A 22841-nucleotide genomic window follows, 5' to 3' on the forward strand; every position below is an offset into this window, starting at 1 on the left:
CGGAACGTCCACACGTCCTCCGAGCCATGCAGGGGTGGTCCAGATGATGCACACCGCGACCGACGTCCTCGGCCGCGGGCCGAAGACCCGCACGACCTACGCACCGCCGATCCGGCCCGATGCGCTACCGGTGACGGCGGCCGAGTGGCGACGGCGGGCCGGTCTCGCCGATCCGTCCGCACTCGCCGCCGTGGTGCGGCTCCGGGCCGCCGGCTCCGGCTCCGAGCCCTCGTACGCCGACTTCTTCGAGGCGACACGATGACCGCCGTCGACGCCGGAGCACGTCCCGTCCCGGCGGACGGGACGCCCACACCCCACGCTGTCCGGCTCGAGGCCGCCGGGACGCAGCCGGAGGGCGTCGTCCACGAGGTCGGGGGCCTGTACGGCGGCCGGGGCTGGTCCGCCCACGCCACCGAGCAGCCGTTCACCTACCGCTACACCGCGGTCGGCGACGCCGCCGTCACCCTCCGACGGTCCCGGATCACCGGGGCCATCCGCGGCGCGATCCCGCACACCGACGACTACGTCGTGCAGTGGCTCACCGAGGGGACGGGGGTGCCGGACGTCCGCCAGGACGGCGTCCCGATGCGCATCGGCACGCCGATGCTGTTCCCGAGCGACCGCGAGTTCGTGTTCGCGTACGAGGACTACGACCAGCGGCTCGTGCACCTGTCCCGCGACCTCGTGCACGAGGTGTCCGCGGAGCGGTTCCACACCGGGCAGGTGACGGACCTCGCGCTCGACCACCTCCGCGAGCTCGACGCCGAGGCTGTCGCGCGCTGGCGCCGGCAGATGACGCTCCTCGCGCAGGAGCTCCGGCACGGCGTCGGAACGCTCCTCTGGCACACGCTCACGCGCGAGGCCGCCTCGGCCTTCCTCGACCTGTACCCCCCGGCGGCGCCCGAGCTGCCGGCGGTCGTGCTCCTGCCCCGGAAGGCCCGTCTGCGGGCAGCGGTGGAGTTCGTGCACGAGCACCTCAACCGTCCGCTCTCCGTCGCCGACATCGCGGACGCCGCCGGCCTCAGCATCCGCGCGGTGCAGGAGGCGTTCCAGCGGGACCTCGACACGACCCCGATGAACTACGTGCGCCGCGTCCGTCTCGAGCGGGTGCGCATCGAACTCCGACGGTCGGACCCGGCGACGACGAGCGTGCAGGAGGTCGCCCGGCGGTGGGGCTTCGCACACCTCGGCCGGTTCGCGGGCGAGTACCTCCGCGCGGTCGGCGAGTACCCGCGACAGACGCTGCGGCGGTGACGGCGGTGACCGCGACCCGGTCGGTCGCGGTCACCGGGGCGACCTGACCCGAACAGGCACCGATCCCGCGTCACGGGGGCCTGATCCACCACCGCAACGCTGCCGTGCTCCGAGGATGACCGGACCGACGGCAGACGTCAACCGCCGGTCACCGGATCTTTCGTCCTGCGGACGAACCGGGCTCGGGACCGGCGTCCTCCGGCGGTGTCCAGGTCGCCATCGACGCGACGAAGTCGTCCTGGAACGGCCCGAGCTGTCCCGCTCCGTCCGGCTCCTCCGTCCCCGTCATGCCCCGCACTGTAGGCACGTCCGCCGTGTGCGCGGGGCCCGGTGCGGGGACCGGACAACGCCACGGGAGGATCGTGGCGGCCCCGCCACGATCCTCCCGTCCGTCCCGTGCCGGATCGCGAGCGGTCCGACGGACAGCGGGAGGGCGCCGACCCGCTCACGCGGACCGACGCCCTCCCGTGCTCACTCGACGCTCACCGAGGCGCTCGCCGAGGCGCTCGACCGCCGGCCGGAGCCGGCGGAGCTCAACCGATCGACACCGCGGTCCAGGAGACCGGCGGCAGCTCGATGGTGATGGTGTCGCCGTCGCGGCGGACCGTGTCGTTCGTCCGCAGGCCGACGCGCTCGCGGTTCGCGAGGTCGTTGACGGCGTGCACGTCGTCGTCCCAGACGCCCTCGGCACGGACGTCACCGTCGACCTGCAGGCCGGCCAGGTCGATCGTGACCGTGGTGGTCTCGGTCTGGTGGCGGTTCACGAGGAACACGGCCGCCTTGCCGTCCTCGACCGTGGCGGCCGAGTCGACGACCGGGACCTCGCCGTGCTTGCCGCCGTCGACGGTGTCGCCGGAGGCCTTGACCTGCAGCGACGTGCCGTTCGCCAGGCGCGACGTGAGCGAGAACGGGAAGAACGTGGTCTGGCGCCAGGCCGGCCCGCCGGGCTCGGTCATGATCGGGCCGATCACGTTGACGAGCTGCGCGAGGCTCGCCGACGCGACGCGGTCGGCGTGGCGGAGCAGCGTGATGAGGAGGCCGCCGACGACGACCGCGTCCGCGACGGTGTAGACGTCCTCGAGCAGGCGCGGCGCGACCGGCCAGTCCTGCAGCTCGAACGTCTTCTGCTGCTCGTTCCACTTGCTGAGCGACCAGACGTTCCATTCGTCGAACGAGATGTCGATCCGCTTGTCGGACTTCTTGTGCGCCTTGACGTGGTCGGCCGCGGTCGTCACGGTGTCGATGAAGTGGTCCATGTTCACGCCGGAGGCCAGGAACGAGGACAGGTCGCCCTCTTCCTCGTAGTAGGCGTGGGCGGAGATGTAGTCGACATCGTCGTACGCCTGCTCGAGGAGCCCGCCGACGAGTCCGATGGGGAGGGCGACTAGTGATGCGACGGTCGAGAGGACACCGATGACCGCCAGGGGCACGTCGGTGGTGATGGTGAAGTAGACGATCGTCAGCGGCAGCGTGAGGCCGGCGCCGATGGTGTCGGTCAGCACCGCGAACGTGACGAAGCGGTGTTCGCGCAGGTTCGCGAGTGAAGCCCGGAATCGGGCAGGGGCGAAGAGCATGGAGATGTTCCCGTGAAGTCAGCGCGCCGCCGCTGGGCGACGGCGCGGGCATGCAGAAGCACGCGAGCAGAACGCTCGCGGCGAGGAAGGCTGACCCTTGCTGGTCAGCTCAGTGCTGCGTTGCCATGACTCCGGGAGGGATCGGCCGCGGTCCGACAAGCTCGGGCGCAGGCTTCGTGGGGAACAGTCCACGAGGGGCGGTGAACGGCATCGTTGCCACCTTCCCCTCATCGGACCAGTCGTCGATCGCTAGCAGCGTTCATGTCCACAGATCAACGTCGCCGTCTTGGTTAGCGATAGCCCACTGAGACGACGAACGGCCGACCAGCGCTGGTCGGCCGTCCGTCGTCGAGCTTGTGCTCAGTGGGGCGGAAGAAGTCTCCGTACGCGGGTTCGGTGGACAAACGCCGACCTGCATCGTCGACTCCGAGCGTGACGACCTGCGGGCGAGCGGCGCGGCGTTCACCGGGAGCTGCGTGCCGCCGGGGTACCGGTGGTGTACGCGGTCGAGCCGGGGACCTTCCACGGACATCTCAACGACGACGGCACCGCCGAGGCCCTGCGCACGATCGACCGGTTCGCGGCGTTCCTGCTGGCGGACTGACCGCGGGCCCGGCTGGTGCGGCGGCGGCGGTACCGAGCCAGGTCAGTCGCCGGTCTGGGTGTCGGGGGCCGCTACCGGCTTGGACTGGCTCGAACCCCGCTGGCGCAGCCAGACCGTCGCGACCACCATCACCGTGATGACGAGGAACTCGGACTGCCAGTTCTGCATCGACTCGAACCAGAACTGCGACGTTCCGAGGTACTGCCAGCCGGTCACGACCGCGCCGCCGTGCTCGACCTGCTCCTCGTTGTACGCAGCGGCACCGCCGATGATGTGCCCGACGATGCTGCCGACGAAGAGCACGGCGAAGAGCAGCAGCAGCGAGTTCTCGTACAGCACGAGCGCCACGCCGCCGCGACGGACCGGCCACGGAGCGCGGTGTTCGCCCGATTGCTCCCGGGGATCGGCGTCCTGCGGTGCGTCGTCGTCGAGCGGCTTCGACTCGCTCGACCCCTTCTGGAAGAGGAACGTCGTGAGCACCACGTAGGACCCCATCTGGAGGAACTCGCTCTCCCAGTTCTCGAACGTCGCCTCGGCGAAGTCGCCGCTCGTGAGGAACCCCCACAGCGACTCGACCGCCTGACGGTGCAGCAGCGCGTCGTGCACGGACACCCGCCACCCCGCGAGCACCATGCCGACGAAGCACAGCAGGAAGACGATGGCGTTCGCGAGGAACAGTCCGTTCCGGCGGGCCCACGTCCATTCGCCGGGTCGATCCCGGAGCAGCACACTCATCAGCTCGGCCTCCCGTCGTCGTCCGGACGGGCCCGACCGTACTGCGGTCGGCCCGATCGTCGGTGCAGGAGGGGACACGGTGCGCGCGGGCACACGACACTGGCACGGCGCGAAAGCCGACACCTGGTTCTCCCACATCGCGTTCGTCACCCCCGGCAAAGACGTCCGAACGGAGTGGTTTGAACCAGTAGAGGATGCGGCGTACGGGCAACTTCAGCCCAGCACCACGGCTTGCTAGCGCCAGCGCAACGAGCAGAAATCGCCACTCCTGTGCCCGATAGCCGATCCACTACTGAGACAACACGACAGCTCATGCTGCGGCGTCTGGTACCTGAATGAGCAGCTCACCGACCTGACACTCGAGAGCGATGCAGATCGCTTCGAGCGTGCTGAACCGGACGGCCTTCGCGTGTCCGTTCTTCAGGATCGACAGGTTGACGGTGCTGACGCCGACGTGCTCCGAAAGCTCTACGAGTGTCATACCGCGGATGGTGAGGAGTTCGTCGAGCCGGCAGGCGATCGCCATCAGACCAGCCCAGATGCGTCATCCCGATATCCGGCAGCCGTCCGGAACACGGCAGCGAGTGCTGCAAGACCTGCGGCGGCGAAAATCGGCCAGAACGGTGCTCCGAGCTGGGGAGCATGACCGATGTATGTTCCGGTGAAGTCCGGCAGCGCAACGGCGATGTCCGGTTGGGTCAACTGGCTCACCAGCTCGAGGATCGCGGCGGCTTCGAAGCCGACGGCCACAATCACGGCGAGGGTGACAAGGGCGCGCGAGCAGGCGCGCGCGAATGGACGCCCGCTGCCGATGCTGCGCGTGACGAGCAGCAGACACACTGCAATACCCGCGGTGGTGAGGACCGCGGTGAGTTCGCCAAGGCTGTGGAACACAATCGTGGCCGCCGGGAGGTCGCGTACTCGTCCGATCATTTCCGTGACCGCCGGCGCTGTCCCGGCGACAACCTCTGCCCCATCAGTCTCAATCGCCGACTGGTGGATCGGGGACTCCAGCGACCAGGTCCAATCGATGCCGGTTGCGCGGTGCGCAAGCTGGTCGACCATCCCAGCGACGATGAACCACGCACGCACGGCGGAGACGACGATCGTGCCGAGGGACACGACGAACACGAAGCTGATCGAACTCTTCTGGCGGAGCGCAGTTGCTCGCTCATCTGGAAGTGACATGTCGACAGCATAACGAATTTCGTTATGCAGGCGGACGCGGCCGCTACATGTCGGTGTACGGCGTGAGTTGGGGCATCGTAGCGGCGCTCGGCGCCATCGTCGGGACGCAACTCCTCGCCCACCTCGACGTCGCCGGAACCTGGCTGGTCTTGGGCCTGCTCACCCTTCCACTCGCGGCAGCGCAACCACTTCTTGCCGCGACATCGAGACACTCAGGTCGACCCCGCAGCCCGTCTCGATAGCCGATCCCCTACCGGACAGGTTGGAAACCGTGTCTGACACCCCAGGTTCAGGGGCTGGCGTAGGAAGCTGGCGCGAGCTGAGGATCAGTGAGACGGTGGCCGGAGCCCGGTAAGCACCAGGGTGAGAACCCGATGCCATGCGTCTGTGGGTGCGGGCGGGGTCATGACGGATACGACTGCGGCACAGACTGCTCGAAAGTCGGCGAACGAGAAGTCATCACGGACCGACCCCTCGGCATGGTCGGCGGCGATGAGGGTGTCGATCGGCCCCTCCGACTCCTCGATCGCGAGGCGGACCTCGTTGCCGAGTTCTGTTGCGTGGCCCCGCAGTGCAGCACGCAGCGCACCGTCCTCTGCGGCGCTGGCCATGTACGTCTCGAGCAGCGTTCGCACGCGAGAGCGCCCGTCGGCCTGCTCGCCGGCGGATCGAACGGCATCGTCCGCGCGACCCGACGTACGACGCTCGGGATCCTCGGCGCAGAGCACGCATGCACCAGAGACGAGGCGCTCGAGCTCTACACACGCGCCGGCGCGGAGCTCCTCGGACACGACCTGACAGGAAAGATCACCGTCGGAGCACCAGCAGACTTCGCCGTCTACCCGGTCGACCTGCACCACGCCCCCGACGAAGCACTCGCCGGCGCCCACCCGACCGTCAGCATCCTCGCCGGCGAAGTGCTGAACCACCAGGAGGGGTCTCGATAGCCAATCGTCCACTGAGACGGCAGCGAGAGCTGCTCGCTACGACGACGGATACTCTTCGAGCGTGTTGTTCTGTCCATCCAAGGAGCCCGCACCGTCGCTACCCACGAATGTCGAGGCAGGGCTGTACAAGCTCCACCTTCCAGATGCTCCATCTGATCTCGCTGGCTATCTGTCCGTGCGCCCCGATCACGCGTACGAGGTGGAAGGGCCATGGTGGAACAGGCGGTGGGTCCGGCCCCGGCTCGTCGGTGACTGGTACGTCGACTTCTGGGACTTCGACACTCACCTCGCTTGGCCGGATGGGGCGCTGAGCTACGGCATCAGTGACGGGTTCCCGTTCGAGGCGGATGGGTTTGAGGAACTCGCGGGCGGGACGTTCTTGCTGCACGGCGTGCTGTTCAGCGTCGAGCGGGTCGACCCCGCGGAGAGCCCGAACGAGTACGGGACTCACTTTCACTTTCTCGATCTAGCCGAGTGGAAGCGAGCGAGGAGCGCACGATAGCCGATCGCTCAACGGGGCAGTTGGCACGTCCGTCCTGCGATGAAGCTCGCATCACAGATCGGATGGCTCTGGCTCGATGAGTTGCTGCGGTATCTGCGCCGTGCAGACCGCCCGGCCGCGAGGGAGTTCGCCGTGCTCCAGCTCGTAGTCGCATTCGCCGCACGTCGCGCCAGTCGTGTCTCGTTCGGTGGGGTGTTCGTCCCACGGGTGTGTACACGCGGGGCAAGCGTTCTCCCGGAGGCGTCTCGACACGGCGCGGTGGTCGAGGATGACCGGCGTGGTTCCGTCCCACGGCCGCCATCGCCACCAACGGCGGACCGCGACAGGAGTCGTGCTGACGTCAAGCAGTACCTGGCTCTGCACGGCCGTGGTCACGACGACCGTGCACGGGCTGACGCCTTGGAGCGTCACCGCCGACGCGGTCACGTCGACGGTCTCGAGGATGAGTTCGCCTATTCCGTCGGCGACATCAACGACGACGCTCACCGCATCGGGCACGGTCAGCGTGACGGGAAGTCGAACTGTCCCGGCGCTCGTGTCGTGCTCGACGACGGACCTGTGCAGCATGAACTCTCCGCTGACGACTCTTGCGGCGGTGACGTCGAAGGTGGCGTCTTCGAGCTTGTCGAGAGACCGAACGGGCATGGTGTGATCCTCGCACCCGGAGTTTCGGAGTCTTATAACTCTAGGCGAGCAACCGTCCGGTGACGGATCGGCCAACGGGCATCGTGGGTACCTACGACATACGCTCTAGCTGTGGAACCAGCTTCAGACGACGCCACGAAGCAGGTGGTTGGTGCTCGCTGGTGGGTGCCGTGGATGACGGGTCTCCTTGCCAGCGGCTTCGCACTCCTGGCACTGAGTTGGTACTTCCCGATCGCGGGGTTCATTCTCCCCGCGTACGTGTCGACGCTTGTTCTTGCTCGGCAGAGGGGCGGAAGCGCAAGTGCGCGGGCTCAATGGATTTTCGTCGGGTTCTGTGTGATCTTGTTCACTGGAATGGGGGCTGTTCCTCGGGGCCGTTGGGCTCTCGGTGAACCACCGGGAAAACGCAGTCCTCGGCCTAGTCGTTGGCGCCGTCCTGCTCGCGGTGGCCATCGGCGCGCTCGTTGCGATAGCTCGCATAGGCCGAAGGCCCCGCACTCAAAGCGGCCAATCCGACACGTAGCCCCTCCGATGAGCGTTCACCGGATGCCCGCTCCATCAGCCGTCCGATAGCCGATGGTGGTTTCAAGGGGTCGTTGCAACGGGTGGTTGTTTTGGGTCTGACAGTAGTTGCTCGAAGACTTCTGCCGGGGTCCGGAATCCGAGATGACGGTCGCCCGCAAACCTAAGACAGAGCGACCTGGCATTAAATGACCGAAGCGGTGTGCGCCGCGAGCGTCGGCGCCCATGGCCGGCAGTTCGTCGCTCGGTGGGCCGGTCAGGTGGCGAGACGTCGATCACGCCGTCAGTACTGGATTACAGGCCACTCGTTGAGCCGAGAGAACCGGGGGCGCGGTGGCAGCGGCTCGTCGTCGTTCATTACCCGAACCTCTGTAAGCATCATGACCTCGCTCGTGCCGTACGAGCGGTGCGCAATACCGTCCCGTTCGTCGACCACCAACGTCATGCGGTGCGCAGGGTCGTGCTCGTGCTCGAACGTCACGAGCAGCCAGTGCCCGCGGATCCGTTGCACGATGACCGGGGCGAAGCTCGCGGGCGATCCCCACAGGAGGAGGAGTTCCGGTGTCAGCAGTCGAACAGGTGGAGCGACCGCGCCGCTGCGGGAGAAGTTGACCTCCGCCGGCCCGTCGACCGTGTGGAGGACGCCCTCCGCGTACCGGTCGCGGTGACTGTCGCCCTGCAGGTCGAACGTCCAACTCTGGTCACGCTCATCAACCACCACCTGGAACTGCCGCGGCCGCGCCGAGCCGTCGCGGGGCGAGGTCACGCCGCGCGCGAGCCGACGCGCCGGGCGCCGAAGCGCAGCAACCTCTGACTGGAGAACCGGAACGTCGGCTTGAGTGAGCACGGTGTCGAAACGCACACCCCAGTGTGGCGCGTCGGGCTGCGTCTCGGTGGCCGATCGCCAATTTCAAGGGAGCGTTGCAACGGGTGGGTGTTTCGGGTTCGAGAGTAGCTGTTCGAAGGCTTCTGCCGGGGTGCGGTGGTCGAGGGTTTTGCGGGGGCGTCCGTTGAGTTCGGTGGCGACTTCGAGGAGCCGTTCCGGGCTGTGGACGCTGAGGTCGGTGGACTTCGGGAAGTACTGCCGGAGCAGGCCATTGGTGTTCTCGTTCGAGCCGCGCTGCCACGGTTTGTGGGGGTCGCAGAAGTAGATCGCGAGGTCCGTGGCGAGGGTGATGTCTTTGTGTCGGGCAAGTTCCGTGCCCTGATCCCACGTCAACGACCGACGCAGATGCTCGGGCAGCGTTTGAATGGTGGGGATCATCGCGTCACGGACGGCGTCGGCGCTGTGTCCGTCCGGGAGGTGGAGCAGCATCACGTAGCGGGTGGTGCGTTCGACGAGGGTGCCGATCGCGCTGCGGGCGTTGATCCCGACGATGAGGTCCCCTTCCCAGTGGCCGGGGACGGCACGATCGTCGGCTTCAGCGGGGCGTTCGCTGATCAGGACCATGTCCCGGATCTTCGACCACGACGCCCGCCGCGGCTCACCCCGATGCCGACGGATCGCGCGACCGGTGCGGAGGTGTTTGTGCAGGTCAGCGCGCAGGTGCCCTCGGCCCTGGACGAACAGGGACTGGTAGATCGTCTCGTGCGACACGTGCATCTCCGGCCGGTCAGGGAAGGACCGGGCCAGGTCATCACGGATCTGCTCCGGGGACCAGTTCCGCACCAACCGCAACTCCACCTGCAGGGCAAGCTCGACCCGGTCCAACTTCCGGGGCTTGGGTCGCCGCGCTCGCTCCCGGCACCGCTGTTGGGCGGCATAGGGACGGTAAGCGCCGCCCCTTGAGCTGTTCCGGGTGAGCTCCCTGCTGATGGTCGATGGTGACCGACCGAGCTCAGCCGCGATCATGCGGACGCTTGCGCCGCCGAGGCGGAGGTCAGCGATCTGGAGCCGTTCCCCCTCGCTCAAGTACCGGCCCGACCGGGCGGCGCGCTCGAATGGGTTCTTCCCGCGAGCGGCTTTGAACCATCGGTAACCCTGACGCGGATGCACGCCGACAGCATCGCAAGCAGCGGGCCTGCTCATGTCCTGTCCGAGTAGCTCCCAGAACCGCGCCTCCCGGGCACGCTGCTCCAGCCTCGATCCCATCTGCAACACTCCGATTCACGGTGGTGTTGCAACGACCAGCTGAACCCAAGGATCGGCTACCGGACGCTCGAGGAGCTGCGCTACTCCCCCGGTGTGAGCAGCTTCGCTTTGTGTCGTCGTTCTGGTGACGGTCCGTGTCGGGCTAGGTCGAGCGCAGCCGGCGCTGGGTTGTGCCCGTTGCGCACTGCCCCTGAGTGGTGCGTCTGTCTGGCGGGTGTCCGGGCGGCTACTGCGGTCGGCCTGCCGGATGACCTTGTATGAAGTAAGGCTCAGCCCACCGCGGCACTACCGGACCTGACCGGGGGTTTCTCATCTGTGACCTAAACAGGGCACATCTCGATTCCGCCGAACGCCTCCTACGCTGCGCAAGTTGACAGCAACCCGTGTTGTCACCTGACTTAGGGAGTCTCGTGCACAGCTGGCTGCACTCTCCACACGTCCGACAGCGCAGTGTTGTCATCGCGGCTTTGGCTGCACTGGCACTCTTGGGCTCTTTCCTGGCCGCGACGCCAGCTCAGGCGCTGAGCGACACCGGTACTGGTGGCGTCTTCGTTCCGGTTGCTGGGGCGCGCATCGTCGATAGCGCGATGACCGGCAAGCAGTGGAAGACCGTCCAGGTCGCAGGCAAGGGCGGGGTACCCTCCGACGGTTCCGCTGGCGCCGTATCCGTCGTCGCGACGCTGATCGGGATCTCGAAGCAGGGCCTCCTGACCGGCCGTCCGAACGCGGACAAGCCGAGCACGACGATGGGGATCTACGGAGGCGAGAACAACCAGAACACCTCCTTCTCTGCCGTCCTAGCCGTCAACAGTGACGGCACCATCCAGGTGTCAGCGGAGACGAACGCTCGGCTCCTGCTGGACGTGCAGGGCTACTACACGGCGAACACCGATGGCACCGCACCGGGCGGCTTCGTCCCAATGAACGGCTCCCGCATCGTCGACACCCGCAACGGCACCGGCGCCCCCAAGGCGGCACTGACGTCGGGGAAGACGGTGGATCTGCAGGTCGGTGGTGTCGCCGGTGTTCCGAAGGATGCCTCAGCCGTCATCGTCAACATGATCGCCGCGAACACCGGCAGCACCTCTGGCTACTTCACCCCATACCCGACTGGCAGCACCCGTCCGCCGAACTCGTTCAACTACGCCGGCGGTGGCGTTGCGACGTCGATGCAGGCGCAGGTCAAGCTGTCCTCCGCTGGGAAGCTGACCGTGTTCAACCAGGACAGCACCGCCGACCTCGTCCTCGAGGTCCAGGGATACTTCACTGCCGCTGGTAGGGGTGGCGCCGTCTTCACCCCTGGTGCTGGGCGGGCCTACGACACTCGCACGAGCGGGAACACGGTCATGGGCAAGAACGAGACGCGTTCGATCCAGATCGCGGGCAAAGCGGGCGTGCCTGTCATGGGATCGGGCATCAACGCTGTCGTGCTGACCCTCACCTCGCTCAAGAGCACCGCCGGAAACGGAAACGCCACTGTCTGGGCCGATGGCACCACTCGCCCGAGCACGACCTCGATCAACTTCGACGAGACGACCATCCGCACCAACACCATCACCGTGCCTCTCGGCGCAAATGGGAAGGTGTCCCTCAACAATGTCGCGGACGCCACCAACTACGTATTTGACGTACAGGGGTGGTACTCAAACCCCTCCCCGGCGGTGATTCAGTGTGGCTCAATCGCGCCCGGTGCCTGGCTGAAGACAATTCCATCAGGGGGTGTTGATTGCACTATCACCGCTACGCCTGCTGACCGTTCGGGTGAATCCATCACGCTGATGCTGGATCAAAACGACCCAGTAAATGTCGCGCTCTCTGAGACGACTAAAACCTCCATCCCCGTCCACGTCCCGGATACACCAGGCCGGCACCTCATTTCGGTGAACAGAGACCAAGCTGATGGCACTGTCATGTCGGGAGCCTGGTTCGCCACTTTCGGTGACTGGACAACCTCCTCCTACCAGGTGACGCCCGAAGATGGCTCAACGTCATCGGCAGCACCGTCGCTCAGAATCTGGACCGAGGACTCGACAATCCCGAACGATGCAACGTACGTTTACAAAATTTGGGACACCCTGGACACTACGGCCGCGCCCATCGCAAGCCAGGATGGGCTGCAGGGTGGGTGGGATCTGCCAGCCGGCCTTCTCAGCGCTAACAAGACGTACTATTGGTCAGCACAGGCGACAGCAACGCTCGACGGTCAGCAGGGGCAGCTCACGACGGCGCTGAGTTCCTTCACGACCGACTCTTCGGCGCCGGACCAAGGCGGCGCTCCCGCGGACGCCGACAGCTACCCCGCACCGACGGACGGCGACGATACCGCCTCGCCTAGTACTGCGACCTTCCGGCGCTCGACGATTTCACCCTCCGTGCAGCTGGCCTCTACGACGCGCCTGATGCATACCGCATCCGTTCCCGGGCCAGTAGGCGAGGGTCTGCGGTGTAACAAGGACTACAACTACTCCACGTTCAACGGCGAACTTTCTCTTCGGCGAGACTGCGGAGCTCCTCGGGTCAAATGGGGCTTCCGTGCGAGTGTTATTTTCTGCTCGGGCGCAACATCAAAAACGCACGAAACCGGGATGCAGTGGTGGGATCACACTTCACGAACGTCCGCGAAGGGTTCCCCCCATGATGAGTATTATTGCACGTACTGGTTCCATGGCGTAATGTCAAACATCCAAGTGGGTCACCAGATCAGTTATTATGACTACATTTCCTTCCGCAAAACTGTTGCGGGCCGTCCCGGTACTGCATGGGTGGACTGCTCTGGCATCTTTATCGTGACAAATCGGACCCGCTGATGACTACAATCGGTCACGCAGAAGACCTTACTCGCAGCCTTATCGGGGGACTTCTGCGTGAGAATGAATTGGCGAGCTCGGAGCTGGAGTTCGTCGACGCGGATGGGCGCCGGCGGCCGGCGGACGCAGAAGTATCTGACTCGGATTTCCTCAAGATTGTTGTATTGGGCGAGGAGTTTCTGCTCGGGATGGTGAGGGGCCAGAAGGACTCCGATTGGATTCGCTCTTTTACTGATAATTTCACCACCTTTATCCAAGAGAGCAAATTTGGGTTCGGTGAAGCGCGGTAGCAATTAATCGCACTGAGTTATGCGTGCATAATTAGGGCGGGACTCGGAGCGCTTGCCGGGTCCTGCCCTGAATTCTCACGCAAGGTGGCGACGACCTCTGCCGCGAGCGGCGGATGAGTTCTACACGGTCAGGTTTGTGTGAGGTTCGCCCTTTGCAACCCTACGGCTGCGAGATGCCTCGACGTGTGGTCCACTCTCCCAGAGCAGACCCGCGTTGACCGGCTCGCAGCCATGTCTCGCACGAGTTCGGTGACTCTCGCGGCGTGGTGGTCGGTCACGAGACAAGACCAACACGGCTCGCGAGTGCGAAGTGGATAGTGTCGTCCGCGACCACAGGCGCGCTCGGATCGGCGTCCGATAGCCGATCGGCTACCGGACGGTGTGGCTTGCGGGAGTTGGGGGTGTGTCCCCCGACAGAACACGAGAGAAGACGAGCTGCGGGCTGTCATAGAAACGGCTCGTGATCCCTTCCTCGGCGAATCCAAGGCGACGGCATACCCGGTGCGAGGCACTGTTCCTCGGGTCAGTGACCGCCAGCACGGAAGCAAGCCCCCGACTGGCTGCGTCCGTGAGGGCGCCGGCGGCGGCCTCCGTCGCGAACCCGAGCGACTGAGCGCTCGGATGCAGGTGCCAGCCAATTTCGACGGGACGTTCGCCAGAAGCTCCAGCCGAGAGGTGTGCAGGCTTCAGTAAGAGGTTGCCCGCAAGCGCGTTCGAGTCTCGGCGCGCGATCGCCCAGATCCCGTGCACCGGGTGGTCGAGTGCCCGCCGTCGCTGAATCGAGGCGACCGCCTCGCTCTTGCTCCGCATTGGCGTGGGATCAGCGCCCAAGTACCTCACGGTCTCCCAGCGTGATTCGAGGTCGAACAGAAAGTCGGCGTCGCCTTCCTCCCAAGGTCGAAGAATCAGTCTGTCGGTGACGATCGAGCGCATCCGCCCACTCTCCTCGGCTGAGCGCACCAGCGCTAGGAGCGCCCTCGATAGCCAGTCGGGGAACACGAATGCCGCGTCCGTTAGACGGTCGTCAACCGGACGCTCGGCAGTGAGGACGAGGTCTTTGAACGACTGCGCCGTCGCACTGTCCGGATGAGTGGTCCGGAATAGGTTCCGGTGAAGGTCCGCTTAGCGAGACGGCCAAGCAGCTGAGTCAGCCTGCTCGTCGGCCTTCATTCGGCGCGACGGAACGCCGACTGGCCGGCCGAACGAATCACGTCCTCAGCTCGCTCGTTCCGAAGGGCTGCTGCTGGGCTCAGGCCGTTCAGGTCATCGTCAGGAGCATTCAGCGCGAGTTCGCAGACACCACGTTGAAGATCAACGGCGCCGCCCCCGGCCACGTCGCCACCGACTTCAACGACTTCCGCGGCACTCGCACACCCGACGAAGGTGCGGCTGTGGCGGTACGACTCGCGACCCTGCCCGCGGACGGCGCCACCGGCGCGGTCTTCGAGGACGACACGCAGCTCGCCTGGTGACCGGGGCACCCCGGCCGGTCGGCGCGCAGTCCGTCCTCCCCACGCACGGGTCGCTCCGGAGTGCCCGCCCGAGGCGACGGGTCAGAGCCGGCGGAGGTTGATCCACACCGCCCGGGCGGGCCGATCGGACACGTTGCTCACGAGGTGCGCCCGACGGGCACTGAACTGGGCGACGTCCCCGGCGGCGGCGGAGAAGATCTCGCCGCCGAGCTGCAGCTCGAGCTCACCCTCGAGCACGACCCCGATCTCGTCGCCCGGGTGCTGGGACGGCGTCCGGGCGTGCGAGGTGTGCGGGTCGAAGTCGTCGACGTAGACCTCGATGCCGAGGTCGGCCCGGTACGCGGCGGTCCGCCGGTGCAGACCACCGTCGGTGACGTCCCGGATCTGGTCGCGGAACTCGACGATCGGTGAGTCGTCCGCGCCGCTCTGCGCGAAGAGCGTCGTGATCTGGACCCCGAGGGCGCGTGCGATGGCGTGCAGGGTCCCGAGCGACGCGGTGGTCCGACCGCGCTCGACGGTGCTGAGCATCGACAGGCTCAACGACGTGCGCTCGGCGAGGTCCTGGAGCGTGAGTTCGTTCTTCTGCCGCAGGGCCCGGATCCGCTCGCCGATGCCGGCCACGACCGCGTCGAGGTCGTCGCCGTCCGGCACCGGGGCCGCGTCCGGACCGGCACTGGTGGCGGTCGCGTCCGCGCTGGTCGGGGTCGATGCCTGCATGCACCCATCATCGTCGGCGTGGCGCCCGTCGAGCGACGGGTGCGCCAGTGTTCACACACGGAAACACAGCTGCAACAATGTGAATGTAACTTTTCGCATCAGAGTGAAACACCCTGCTCGATCCCGATCCGCAGAGGACACCTGATGACCACCCATGCCGCTCCCCCGTCCCCGCCCACCAGCGCGCCCGCGCCCACCGTGCTCTCCGTGGGATTCGGTGAGCGACTGCCCGCCGGACGCACCGCGCTCTTCGCCGTCCAGCACCTGCTCGCCCTGACCGGCATCTGGGTCTTCCCGAACGTGATCGGCAGCGCGCTGAAGCTGTCGTCCGACGAGGTCGCCCTGATGATCCAGGCGTGCTTCCTGCTCACCGGCGTCGTGACGATCCTGCAGTCCAGCCGCGTGCTGAAGCTCCCCATCGTGCAGGGCCCGACGGCGGCGTTCATGGTCGCGATCATCTCGTCGGGCGCCGCGTACGGACTCGGGACGGCCTTCGGGTCGATGGCGGTCGCGGGACTCGTCTTCATGCTGCTCACCGTCCCCCTCAAGCGCTTCGGGCTGTTCGGGCACGTCAGCGCCTTCGTCTCCTCGCCCATCGTCCTCGGCACGCTGTTCGTCATCATCGGGGCGCAGCTCGCGTCCATCGGAGCGGGCGGCTGGTTCGGCACGGCCGGGACGCCGTCCTACGGTGTGCTCGCGCTCGTCGTGACGGTCGCCACCGGGCTGATCGTCCTGCTGTGCCTGGTCGTCGGCACCGGGATCCTCAAGCGGGGTGCGATCTTCTGGGGGATCGTCGGCGGAAGCATCGTCGCGCTCCTGGTGGGGCAGTGGTCGTTCCCCGACCTGTCGGCTGCGCCCCTGGTCGGGGCGCCGCACCTGCTGCCGTACGGCTTCGGGGTCTCCCTGCCCGTCGTGGTCCTGATGCTCGTCGCGTTCCTGCAGGCCGGCACCGAGTCGATGGGGATGTACACGATGATCGCCAGCTGGGGCGGTGAGACCGTCGACACCGCCCGGGTGAACCGCGGGTTGTTCGCCGAGTTCGCCGGCACGGTCCTGGGAGCGCTCTTCGGTGGGATCGGCACGACGTCGTACCCGGAGAACGCCGGCATCGTCCGGGTCTCCGGCATCGGCAGCCGGTTCGTCACGATGACCGCCGGGGGCGTCGCCGTCGCCCTGGCCTTCTTCCCCCCGGTCAGCCTGTTCCTGGCGGGGATCTCCGGGCCGGTCCTGTCCGCGGCGACGACGATCCTGTTCGGGATCATCGCGGTCAGCGGCATCCAGATGCTCGCCGCGGTGCGCTGGGACGACCTGAACCTCGCCGTCGGCGCCACCGCGTTCATCGTCGCCCTCGGCGCGCAGTTCATCCCGACCGCGATCTCGTCGGCGCTGCCGTCCTCGGTCGCCACGGTCGTGACCAGCCCGATGATGATGGGCATGTTCCTGCTGCTCGGGCTGCACGGGGCGGTGAACCACGGGCTGCGACCACTCCTCGCTCGTCGGGGTCAGCCCCGCCGGGTCGTCACCCCGCTCGTCCCCCGCACCGAAGGGAACACCCCCGCATGACCACGATCACCGTCCACGGCACCCAGCGCACAGCCGACCCGCAGGGGCCGCTCCGCGACTGGTTCGACCCCACCCACACCGCGATCGTTTCGATCGACATGCACGAGGGACACCTGTCCGAGGACCCGGCGTGCCCGTGCCCAGCTCCCCGCGGCCGTGCGATCGTCGGACCGATCGACGACTTCCACCGTGCGGCCCGCGCGCTCGGCATCCCGGTCGTGCACGTCCGGTCCGAGCTCCGCGCCTCCGGCATCGACGACGTCGGTGGGACGTCGGACAGCGCGTGGCGGACGACCTTCCCGCAGCACGTCGGTCCGATCCCCGGCGCGGCGGACCACGCACTCGCCGGGAGCCGGTGGACCCGGTTCGTCACCGAGGTCGAGCCGCAGGACGAGGTCGTGACCGGCAAGAAGCGCCTCTCCGCGTTCTACCCGACCGACCTCGACTTCCTGCTCCGTCAGATGGGCGTCCGAGCGGTGGTCCTCGACGGGATCATGGCCGACTGCTGCGTGCTCAACAGCGCGTTCGACGCGTCGAACCTGGGGTACCGCGTGTCCGTGCCGTCGGACCTGGTGCGCGGGACCGACGAGGGGCTCGAGCGCGCGGCGCTGTCGATGGTGTCGCTGCACCTGGGTGTGGTGACCGAGTCAGCCGAGCTCCTCGCTGCGTGGACGTCCGCGACGGTGGGCAGCCCCGGGCACCTGACCGCGTGACGACGACCGAGGAGCAGACAGCCCTCCCGACGACCGGTCGGACCGTCCGCGGGGCGTCCCCCGTGCCCGCCGCGGTCGTCACGGTCGGCACGATGGCACTGGCGACCGTGCCCACGCCGCTCTACCCGGCGTACGCACGCGCGTTCGACATCGACGAGACCGGCACCACGGTGCTCTTCGCGGTCTTCGCCCTGGGCGCCGTGGTCGGGCTGTCGATCGTCCGCACGCGGCGCTGCGCACGCTGGCCGGTCCGCGGTCGCATCGTCGTCGCCGCGCTGCTCGGGGCCGCGGCAGCCGTCGTGCTCGCGGTCGTCCCCGGTCTGCCCGCCTTCGTCGTCGGTCGGCTGCTGAGCGGCCTCGGTGTGGGCATCGCCGCCGCGAGCGCGGTCACCTTCGTCACCGACCGAGCCCGCGGAGCCGGGCGGCACGTCCGGTTCTGGGCGACCGTGACGCCGGGGCTCGCGATGGCCGGTCTGGCCCTCGGCCCCGCGGCAGCGGCGCTCCTGGTCGGGACCGGCGCGCTCCCGCGGTGGGCGCTGTACGTCGTGGTGGCGACCGTCCTGACGACGAGCGCCGCCCTGCTCGCACCCCGTGCCTCCCGTCCGGTCGTGCCGGAGGCGGCACACGGCGGACCGCAGCCGACGTCGGGTGCTGGCACGCGGTCACGCGTCCCGCGGTGGCCTGATCGTCTCGGCGCGTGCGCGGCCTTCGCCGTCACCGGTTGCTTCGGCGCGTTGACGCCGCACCTGCTCGCCGGCGGCGACCGTCAGCCGAGCGTGACGGAGGTCGGTGTGGTCGCCGCCCTGCCGTTCCTCGCCGGTGCGGTCGGGGCCACCGTGCTGTCCGAACGCGGCCGGTGGGCGTTCCCGCTCGTGGTGACCGGTTTCGTCCTGGTCGCGGTGTCGACCGCGACGGTCCCGGGGACGGTCGCCGGTACCGCCACGTTCGCCGTCGGGGCCGCGATCGCCGGTGCCGGCGCGGGGATCGTGTTCAGCCGCGCGCTCGGGTCCGCGCTGCGGAACGCGAGCCCGGACCGGCGTGGTGCCGCCGCATCCGACACGTTCACCTGCGCGTACCTCGGGCTCGCGGTGCCCGTCGTCGCGGTGGGGTCGCTCCTCGGCGTCGTGCCGCAGACCGTCGTGATCGTCGGGTTCACTGTCGTCCTCGCCGGTGTCGGGACGGTCCTGGTGCTGCGGCCCGGCTCGGGCCTCCGGGGCGCAGGACGGTAGCCGGTCGGTCGGACCCCTCGACAGCGCGCGTCCGTTCTGCCATCGTGTTATCGACCGATAACCCGACGGGAGGGCCGCCCCAGCATGAACGCGCGGCGTCTCCCTGCTCGGAACGACGAACTGCTCGCCGCCGCGGTGTCGGCGTTCGCCGCTCGTGGGTACTTCGGCACGACCACCGCACAAGTCGCTGCGGAGATGGGCGTCTCGCAGCCGTACGTCATCCAGGCCTTCGGCTCGAAGCGGGAGCTGTTCCTCCGTGCACACGCGCACGCCGGTGCGCGCATCGTGGCCGCGTTCCGCGCCGCCGGTCGTGACGGATTCGACCCGGCACGGCTGGGCGCGGCGTACATGCGGCTCGTCCGCACGGACCTGTCGGCCGTGCTCGTGCACGCCCACGCGTTCTCCGCGGCACCGGCGGAACCCGCGATCGCCGAGGAGGCGCGGCGCCTGTTCCGGGAGATCACCGCGGCCGTACGGGCCTCCGGTGCGACGGTGCCGGAGACCGCTGCGTTCCTCAGCCGCGGGATGCTCATCAACAACCTGCTCCTGATGGACGCCGCCGGCTCATCCGAGGACGCCGACGTCCTGGCCGTCGTCGCGGCGATCCTCGGCCCGACCGCACCGACCGCACCGACCGCACCGACCGCACCGACCGCACCGACGGCACCGACCGCACCGACGGCACCGACCGCACCGACCGCACCGACCGTCCCCACCCGTCCACCGACTGAAGCAGGACCGAGATGACCGAACACGTCCCGTTCACCGACAACGTCACCGACCTCTCCAACGAGGACGGCTTCCAGTTCGAGTTCCGCTGCGAGCGCTGCGGCAACGGCTTCCGGTCCGCCTTCCAGCGTGACCTTCGCTCGACCGGACAGAAGCTCGCCCGCGGACTCAGCGGGTTCCTGGGCGGCCCACTCGCCCAGGCGGGCTACATGGCGGACCGGCTGCTCGACCGCGGGACGAACTCACCGGCGAAGGACGCGGCGCTCCGCACGGCGACCGCCGAGATCGCGCCCCGCTTCCACCAGTGCCGCGGCTGCGGTGACTGGGTCTGCGGCGACGGCTGCTGGAACACCGACGTCGGGCAGTGCGTCCGGTGCTCGCCGGTCGTCGTCGAGGAGCTCGCCCGGCTGCAGGCGGAGGCCCGACGGAGCCAGATGCAGCAGCGGCTCGAGTCCGTCGACCTGGTCGGGAGTACCCCGCTGTCGCAGCAGGCGCAGCCGCGGTGCCCGTCGTGCGGTGCGCAGTCCCGCGGCGGGAAGTTCTGTGTCGAGTGTGGTGCGTCCCTGATGACCACCCGCGCGTGCTCCGGCTGCGGCACCGACCTGGCGCCGAACGCGCGGTTCTGCGCGGAGTGCGGGACGGCTGCCTGACGATGGCTCTGCGGACCGGGAGCCTGCTCGTCGTCTCGGTTGCTCTGGTCATCGGGCTCTCGGGGTGCGCCGGGACTGGTGCGGGTGACGGGCCGACCGCCGGCACCACGCACGGCGCCTCGACGAGTGCGTCGTCCACGTCCTCGTCCGCTGCGTCCTCGCCCACGGCCGCGCCGGACGACGAGCGCGTCGCGTCCTTCTGCGCCGCGAACGCCGCGGCAGCCGAGGCCGTTCAGGGCGACGTCGCCGGGGACATCACGGCTCGACAGCGGCAGGCCGAGGCGACCCGGGCGCTCCTCCCGGTCCCCGGTGCCGCTTCCGATGTCTCCGCCGGAGCCGAGAAGTTCGCCGCTGCGGCCGACGAGACGGTCGCGATCCTCCGGACCTTCCCGCCCGAGAGCAAGGTGTCCGACGTCGGGACCGATCCGCGGTTCCTGCAGTCCGACGCGATGCGGGCCGCCGCGAGCGACGCCGAGTACCGGGCGTTCCTGGCGTGGGTGCTGCAGACGTGCATGACGACACAGTGAAGCGGGACCGGTCGACGCCCCCGGTTCTGGCTCCGATCCCAGTCCCTTCCTTCGAGAGGCATCAGCTCCCGGCACCGTCACACGGGCGGTCACCAGCTCCGCCCCGATCGTTCCGGTACTGTTCATGACGTACGAGGGGCGCGTCCCTATCGGGGGACCTCGTCTGGTTCGATTTCCGGAGCGCTCCACCACTTCACGCCGTTCGGCTGCTTCAGCCGTCCTCGGTCAGCAATCGCACGGTCGGCGCCCCGGGCTCGTTCCAGCGGAACAACACCAGGTGCCAGAGCCCTGGTCGCTTCCGGGACGGGTCGATCTGGCCGTGGGCTCCGGCCTCGACCAGGCGGTCACGGACCGACCACGACGAGGGCACTCCCCCTGCGGCGACGACCTCCTGCCACGGCGCGGTCGCGTCGGCGAGGTCGATCCCTAGCTGCGCGAGCACCAGCGGATCCCGCAGGTCGACGATCCGGGTCGCCTCGACGTCGACCGCGACGATCGCAGGCTCCGGCGTCCGGGCGTCCCGGTGCGCGATCATCGCCGCCTCGACCCCGTCGACCGAGGAACTCAGGTAGAGGGTCGGTTCGTCCGCACGCGAGTACCGGCCGGGCAGGCGGGACCCGGCGAGCACGGAATCGCGGAACCGCGGGTCGACCGCGCGGTGGAACGTCCCCCGGACCGCGGATCCGAGAGCCCACGGCACATCGCTCGTCATCGCGGGACCTCGGCAGCGGGCGCGGACGGCATGCTCCGACGGTAGCGGCTGCGTCAGTACCCGCGCCGGTACAGCACCCGGAACACGACGACCCACACGACCAGCACGACGAGCCCGCTCCCGCCGGCCCACGCCCCGACGGATCCCCCGGCGATCAGGGCGACGAAGCAGCACGCCGCCAGGAGCCCGGTCACGACGGCGAGCGGGATCCGGTAGCGCACGGTCCAGGTCCGCTCCCCGACCCGTCGCAGGTCGTCCCCGCTCACCGCAGCTCCAACCCCTGGTCCGCAGCCCGGAACCGGTCCGCCAGGAACCGCCCGTTCACCACGACCGCCGCCGCGTCCCGCCCGACGGCCGCATCGCGCATCCCCCGGGCAGCGGCCTCGAGCGCGTCGAGCTGCCGCCGAAGCGCCTCGAGCGGGGTGGACCCGTCGGACAGCCGGTGGGTCGCCGCCCAGTCCGCGGGCAGCGCCGCGTACGCCCGGAGCGTGTCCGGCAGGTAGACGGTCGCGGTGCGCGTGACGACGACCTCCGCGTCGCTCGCCAGGTCACCGGCGACGCGCGCCAGCGCGTCGGAGAGCAGCTCCACGATGCGGCCCACGGTGGTCGCGGCATCGGCCGGGAGGCGCGTGGCGGCCGCCGCCGACAGCGCGGCCAGTCCGCGTGGGACGTCCGCATCCGCGACACGGAACGCGTCGACGGTCCGGATGCCGAGCCTCCCGAGTGATGCGGCGACCGCCGCCGTGTCGCCGGCCGCGTCCGCGGCGACCGCCGCGACCTCACCCGCGAACAGGCCGAGCCAGGCCCCGAGGGGCGGCTGCCGCCGGGCGATGGTGACCCCGCTGGACACCTGGGCGGCCTCGGTGACGAGTCGTCGGCCGTCGAGCTGCAGGGTGAGCGTCTCGCTCGCGCCCGTCAGGCGGAGCGAGCGGACGGCGCCGGGTCGGCCGGCCAGGCGGTCGCCGAGCGATCGGCTGCGATCGACCGCCAGGACCTGGTCGACGACCGCCGGCGGCAGGGCACGGACGGCTGCGGTGGCGAGTCCGTCGAGCAGCGCCTGCGGGTCGTCACCGGCATCGAGGGGTGCGATCGGTCCGTCGGTCATCGATCGGTGAGGGGCAGCACGAGCGTGGGGGTCTCGATGACGTGGTCGGGACGGAGCGAGCGCACCGCGGTGCCGATCGCGAAGAACTCTGTCGTGTGGCCACCCCAGCGGTGCGGGAGCGACAGGAGCTGCACGCCGACGATGCCCTCGGCGGCCAGGTGCTCGGCCTCGCTCTGCATCCGGCCCATCGCGAGCTCCCGCGCGTCGTAGAGCGCCTCGGTGTACTGCGGGATCTCGGTGTTCATCCCGAAGGTCGTCATCGAC

The 22841-nt window shown here is 68.5% G+C and carries 26 protein-coding genes and 1 pseudogene; 12 read left to right on the forward strand and 15 right to left on the reverse strand.

What is annotated here, in order from left to right; translation table 11 throughout:
• Nucleotides 1-43: 43 nt before the first annotated feature.
• Nucleotides 44-262: a hypothetical protein gene (locus HUN58_RS03320; RefSeq protein ID WP_141859559.1), complete on the forward strand. Its 219-nt coding sequence runs from the start codon at nt 44-46 to the stop codon at nt 260-262.
• Nucleotides 259-1254, forward strand: a complete 996-nt coding sequence (locus HUN58_RS03325; RefSeq protein ID WP_141859557.1) for an AraC family transcriptional regulator — start codon at nt 259-261, stop codon at nt 1252-1254. The genes HUN58_RS03320 and HUN58_RS03325 overlap by 4 nt, the downstream gene beginning before the upstream one ends.
• Nucleotides 1255-1402: 148 nt before the next feature.
• Here the strand turns inward: HUN58_RS03325 and HUN58_RS03330 are convergent, their stop codons facing one another.
• The 6 genes from HUN58_RS03330 to HUN58_RS21000 all read right to left on the reverse strand — a co-directional run bounded on the left by HUN58_RS03330 (nt 1403) and on the right by HUN58_RS21000 (nt 5966).
• Complete coding sequence (locus HUN58_RS03330; protein WP_208745401.1) at nt 1403-1543, reverse strand: hypothetical protein; 141 nt, start codon at nt 1541-1543, stop codon at nt 1403-1405.
• Nucleotides 1544-1787: 244 nt separating this feature from the next.
• Nucleotides 1788-2828, reverse strand: coding sequence for an alpha-L-arabinofuranosidase C-terminal domain-containing protein (locus HUN58_RS03335; protein ID WP_254631611.1), 1041 nt, complete (start codon nt 2826-2828; stop codon nt 1788-1790).
• A 646-nt stretch (nt 2829-3474) separates the two neighbouring features.
• Nucleotides 3475-4167: a DUF6766 family protein gene (locus tag HUN58_RS03340; RefSeq protein WP_180224824.1), complete on the reverse strand. Its 693-nt coding sequence runs from the start codon at nt 4165-4167 to the stop codon at nt 3475-3477.
• A gap of 310 nt (nt 4168-4477) precedes the next feature.
• Entirely contained in the window at nt 4478-4693 is a 216-nt protein-coding gene (locus tag HUN58_RS03345; protein WP_141859555.1) for a helix-turn-helix transcriptional regulator, read from the reverse strand.
• Nucleotides 4693-5355 (reverse strand): hypothetical protein, encoded by a 663-nt coding sequence (locus HUN58_RS03350; RefSeq protein WP_141859553.1) that lies wholly within the window; start codon nt 5353-5355, stop codon nt 4693-4695. The genes HUN58_RS03345 and HUN58_RS03350 overlap by 1 nt, the downstream gene beginning before the upstream one ends.
• A 326-nt stretch (nt 5356-5681) precedes the next feature.
• Nucleotides 5682-5966, reverse strand: a complete 285-nt coding sequence (locus tag HUN58_RS21000) for a hypothetical protein (RefSeq protein ID WP_368075798.1) — start codon at nt 5964-5966, stop codon at nt 5682-5684.
• Here HUN58_RS21000 and HUN58_RS21005 point away from each other — a divergent pair.
• Together HUN58_RS21005 and HUN58_RS03360 are read left to right on the forward strand one after the other, a co-directional pair.
• Complete coding sequence (locus HUN58_RS21005; RefSeq protein WP_368075799.1) at nt 5916-6302, forward strand: amidohydrolase family protein; 387 nt, start codon at nt 5916-5918, stop codon at nt 6300-6302. The genes HUN58_RS21000 and HUN58_RS21005 overlap by 51 nt on opposite strands.
• A 61-nt stretch (nt 6303-6363) precedes the next feature.
• Entirely contained in the window at nt 6364-6804 is a 441-nt protein-coding gene (locus HUN58_RS03360) for a hypothetical protein (protein ID WP_141859549.1), read from the forward strand.
• 51 nt (nt 6805-6855) lie between these two features.
• On the opposite strand, the gene HUN58_RS03365 is transcribed toward HUN58_RS03360, so the two are convergent.
• The 3 genes and pseudogenes from HUN58_RS03365 to HUN58_RS03375 all read right to left on the reverse strand — a co-directional run.
• Nucleotides 6856-7449 carry a hypothetical protein gene (locus HUN58_RS03365; protein WP_141859547.1) on the reverse strand — a complete coding sequence of 198 codons (594 nt, stop codon included), beginning with the start codon at nt 7447-7449 and terminating at the stop codon, nt 6856-6858.
• Between the two features lie 805 nt (nt 7450-8254).
• Nucleotides 8255-8833, reverse strand: coding sequence for a hypothetical protein (locus HUN58_RS03370; RefSeq protein WP_180224823.1), 579 nt, complete (start codon nt 8831-8833; stop codon nt 8255-8257).
• 48 nt (nt 8834-8881) lie between these two features.
• Nucleotides 8882-9889, reverse strand: a pseudogene (locus HUN58_RS03375) (IS30 family transposase); the annotation flags it as partial.
• A 584-nt stretch (nt 9890-10473) separates the two neighbouring features.
• Between HUN58_RS03375 and HUN58_RS03380 the strand changes: the two are divergent.
• Nucleotides 10474-12870, forward strand: coding sequence for a hypothetical protein (locus HUN58_RS03380; RefSeq protein ID WP_180224822.1), 2397 nt, complete (start codon nt 10474-10476; stop codon nt 12868-12870).
• A 659-nt stretch (nt 12871-13529) separates the two neighbouring features.
• Here the strand turns inward: HUN58_RS03380 and HUN58_RS03385 are convergent.
• Nucleotides 13530-14093, reverse strand: a complete 564-nt coding sequence (locus HUN58_RS03385) for a GNAT family N-acetyltransferase (protein WP_141859541.1) — start codon at nt 14091-14093, stop codon at nt 13530-13532.
• A 371-nt stretch (nt 14094-14464) separates the two neighbouring features.
• On the opposite strand from HUN58_RS03385, the gene HUN58_RS03390 reads away from it, so the two are divergent.
• A complete protein-coding gene (locus HUN58_RS03390) occupies nt 14465-14632 on the forward strand; it encodes a hypothetical protein (RefSeq protein ID WP_167509953.1) in 168 nt (55 codons plus the stop codon).
• An 81-nt stretch (nt 14633-14713) separates the two neighbouring features.
• Here HUN58_RS03390 and HUN58_RS03395 read toward each other — a convergent pair whose 3' ends face one another.
• A complete protein-coding gene (locus HUN58_RS03395; RefSeq protein ID WP_208745402.1) occupies nt 14714-15349 on the reverse strand; it encodes a helix-turn-helix domain-containing protein in 636 nt (211 codons plus the stop codon).
• Between the two features lie 207 nt (nt 15350-15556).
• Between HUN58_RS03395 and HUN58_RS03400 the strand changes: the two genes are divergently transcribed.
• From HUN58_RS03400 to HUN58_RS03425, 6 genes are all read left to right on the forward strand, one after another.
• A complete protein-coding gene (locus tag HUN58_RS03400) occupies nt 15557-16912 on the forward strand; it encodes a uracil-xanthine permease family protein (protein ID WP_208738876.1) in 1356 nt (451 codons plus the stop codon).
• Nucleotides 16909-17625, forward strand: a complete 717-nt coding sequence (locus HUN58_RS03405) for a cysteine hydrolase family protein (protein ID WP_141859535.1) — start codon at nt 16909-16911, stop codon at nt 17623-17625. The genes HUN58_RS03400 and HUN58_RS03405 overlap by 4 nt, the downstream gene beginning before the upstream one ends.
• Nucleotides 17622-18854 (forward strand): MFS transporter, encoded by a 1233-nt coding sequence (locus HUN58_RS03410; RefSeq protein ID WP_141859533.1) that lies wholly within the window; start codon nt 17622-17624, stop codon nt 18852-18854. The genes HUN58_RS03405 and HUN58_RS03410 overlap by 4 nt, the downstream gene beginning before the upstream one ends.
• Nucleotides 18855-18938: 84 nt before the next feature.
• Nucleotides 18939-19601 (forward strand): TetR/AcrR family transcriptional regulator, encoded by a 663-nt coding sequence (locus HUN58_RS03415; RefSeq protein WP_208745403.1) that lies wholly within the window; start codon nt 18939-18941, stop codon nt 19599-19601.
• Entirely contained in the window at nt 19598-20233 is a 636-nt protein-coding gene (locus tag HUN58_RS03420; RefSeq protein WP_141859529.1) for a zinc ribbon domain-containing protein, read from the forward strand. Before HUN58_RS03415 ends, HUN58_RS03420 begins: the two co-directional genes overlap by 4 nt.
• A gap of 2 nt (nt 20234-20235) precedes the next feature.
• Complete coding sequence (locus HUN58_RS03425) at nt 20236-20760, forward strand: hypothetical protein (protein WP_141859527.1); 525 nt, start codon at nt 20236-20238, stop codon at nt 20758-20760.
• 211 nt (nt 20761-20971) lie between these two features.
• On the opposite strand, the gene HUN58_RS03430 is transcribed toward HUN58_RS03425, so the two are convergent.
• The 4 genes from HUN58_RS03430 to HUN58_RS20200 are packed head-to-tail and all read right to left on the reverse strand — an operon-like array spanning nt 20972 to nt 22837.
• Nucleotides 20972-21472 (reverse strand): RES domain-containing protein, encoded by a 501-nt coding sequence (locus HUN58_RS03430; protein ID WP_208745404.1) that lies wholly within the window; start codon nt 21470-21472, stop codon nt 20972-20974.
• 53 nt (nt 21473-21525) lie between these two features.
• Complete coding sequence (locus tag HUN58_RS03435; RefSeq protein ID WP_208745405.1) at nt 21526-21738, reverse strand: hypothetical protein; 213 nt, start codon at nt 21736-21738, stop codon at nt 21526-21528.
• Nucleotides 21735-22577 carry a hypothetical protein gene (locus tag HUN58_RS03440; protein ID WP_114849236.1) on the reverse strand — a complete coding sequence of 281 codons (843 nt, stop codon included), beginning with the start codon at nt 22575-22577 and terminating at the stop codon, nt 21735-21737. The genes HUN58_RS03435 and HUN58_RS03440 overlap by 4 nt, the downstream gene beginning before the upstream one ends.
• Nucleotides 22574-22837 (reverse strand): heavy metal-binding domain-containing protein, encoded by a 264-nt coding sequence (locus HUN58_RS20200; RefSeq protein ID WP_254631612.1) that lies wholly within the window; start codon nt 22835-22837, stop codon nt 22574-22576. The genes HUN58_RS03440 and HUN58_RS20200 overlap by 4 nt, the downstream gene beginning before the upstream one ends.
• Nucleotides 22838-22841 lie beyond the last annotated feature (4 nt).

The sequence above is a fragment of the Curtobacterium sp. Csp1 genome, from assembly GCF_013347185.1.

What these genes read in the sequence shown, in the direction of transcription:
- HUN58_RS03320 (WP_141859559.1), top strand. Translation starts at nt 44, where the DNA reads ATGATGCACACCGCGACCGACGTCCTCGGCCGCGGGCCGAAGACCCGC.
- HUN58_RS03325 (WP_141859557.1), top strand. Translation starts at nt 259, where the DNA reads ATGACCGCCGTCGACGCCGGAGCACGTCCCGTCCCGGCGGACGGGACG.
- HUN58_RS03330 (WP_208745401.1), bottom strand. Translation starts at nt 1,543, where the DNA reads ATGACGGGGACGGAGGAGCCGGACGGAGCGGGACAGCTCGGGCCGTTC.
- HUN58_RS03335 (WP_254631611.1), bottom strand. Translation starts at nt 2,828, where the DNA reads ATGCTCTTCGCCCCTGCCCGATTCCGGGCTTCACTCGCGAACCTGCGC.
- HUN58_RS03340 (WP_180224824.1), bottom strand. Translation starts at nt 4,167, where the DNA reads ATGAGTGTGCTGCTCCGGGATCGACCCGGCGAATGGACGTGGGCCCGC.
- HUN58_RS03345 (WP_141859555.1), bottom strand. Translation starts at nt 4,693, where the DNA reads ATGGCGATCGCCTGCCGGCTCGACGAACTCCTCACCATCCGCGGTATG.
- HUN58_RS03350 (WP_141859553.1), bottom strand. Translation starts at nt 5,355, where the DNA reads ATGTCACTTCCAGATGAGCGAGCAACTGCGCTCCGCCAGAAGAGTTCG.
- HUN58_RS21000 (WP_368075798.1), bottom strand. Translation starts at nt 5,966, where the DNA reads ATGGCCAGCGCCGCAGAGGACGGTGCGCTGCGTGCTGCACTGCGGGGC.
- HUN58_RS03365 (WP_141859547.1), bottom strand. Translation starts at nt 7,449, where the DNA reads ATGCCCGTTCGGTCTCTCGACAAGCTCGAAGACGCCACCTTCGACGTC.
- HUN58_RS03385 (WP_141859541.1), bottom strand. Translation starts at nt 14,093, where the DNA reads ATGCGCTCGATCGTCACCGACAGACTGATTCTTCGACCTTGGGAGGAA.
- HUN58_RS03395 (WP_208745402.1), bottom strand. Translation starts at nt 15,349, where the DNA reads ATGCAGGCATCGACCCCGACCAGCGCGGACGCGACCGCCACCAGTGCC.
- HUN58_RS03405 (WP_141859535.1), top strand. Translation starts at nt 16,909, where the DNA reads ATGACCACGATCACCGTCCACGGCACCCAGCGCACAGCCGACCCGCAG.
- HUN58_RS03415 (WP_208745403.1), top strand. Translation starts at nt 18,939, where the DNA reads ATGAACGCGCGGCGTCTCCCTGCTCGGAACGACGAACTGCTCGCCGCC.
- HUN58_RS03420 (WP_141859529.1), top strand. Translation starts at nt 19,598, where the DNA reads ATGACCGAACACGTCCCGTTCACCGACAACGTCACCGACCTCTCCAAC.
- HUN58_RS03425 (WP_141859527.1), top strand. Translation starts at nt 20,236, where the DNA reads ATGGCTCTGCGGACCGGGAGCCTGCTCGTCGTCTCGGTTGCTCTGGTC.
- HUN58_RS03430 (WP_208745404.1), bottom strand. Translation starts at nt 21,472, where the DNA reads ATGACGAGCGATGTGCCGTGGGCTCTCGGATCCGCGGTCCGGGGGACG.
- HUN58_RS03440 (WP_114849236.1), bottom strand. Translation starts at nt 22,577, where the DNA reads ATGACCGACGGACCGATCGCACCCCTCGATGCCGGTGACGACCCGCAG.
- HUN58_RS20200 (WP_254631612.1), bottom strand. Translation starts at nt 22,837, where the DNA reads ATGACGACCTTCGGGATGAACACCGAGATCCCGCAGTACACCGAGGCG.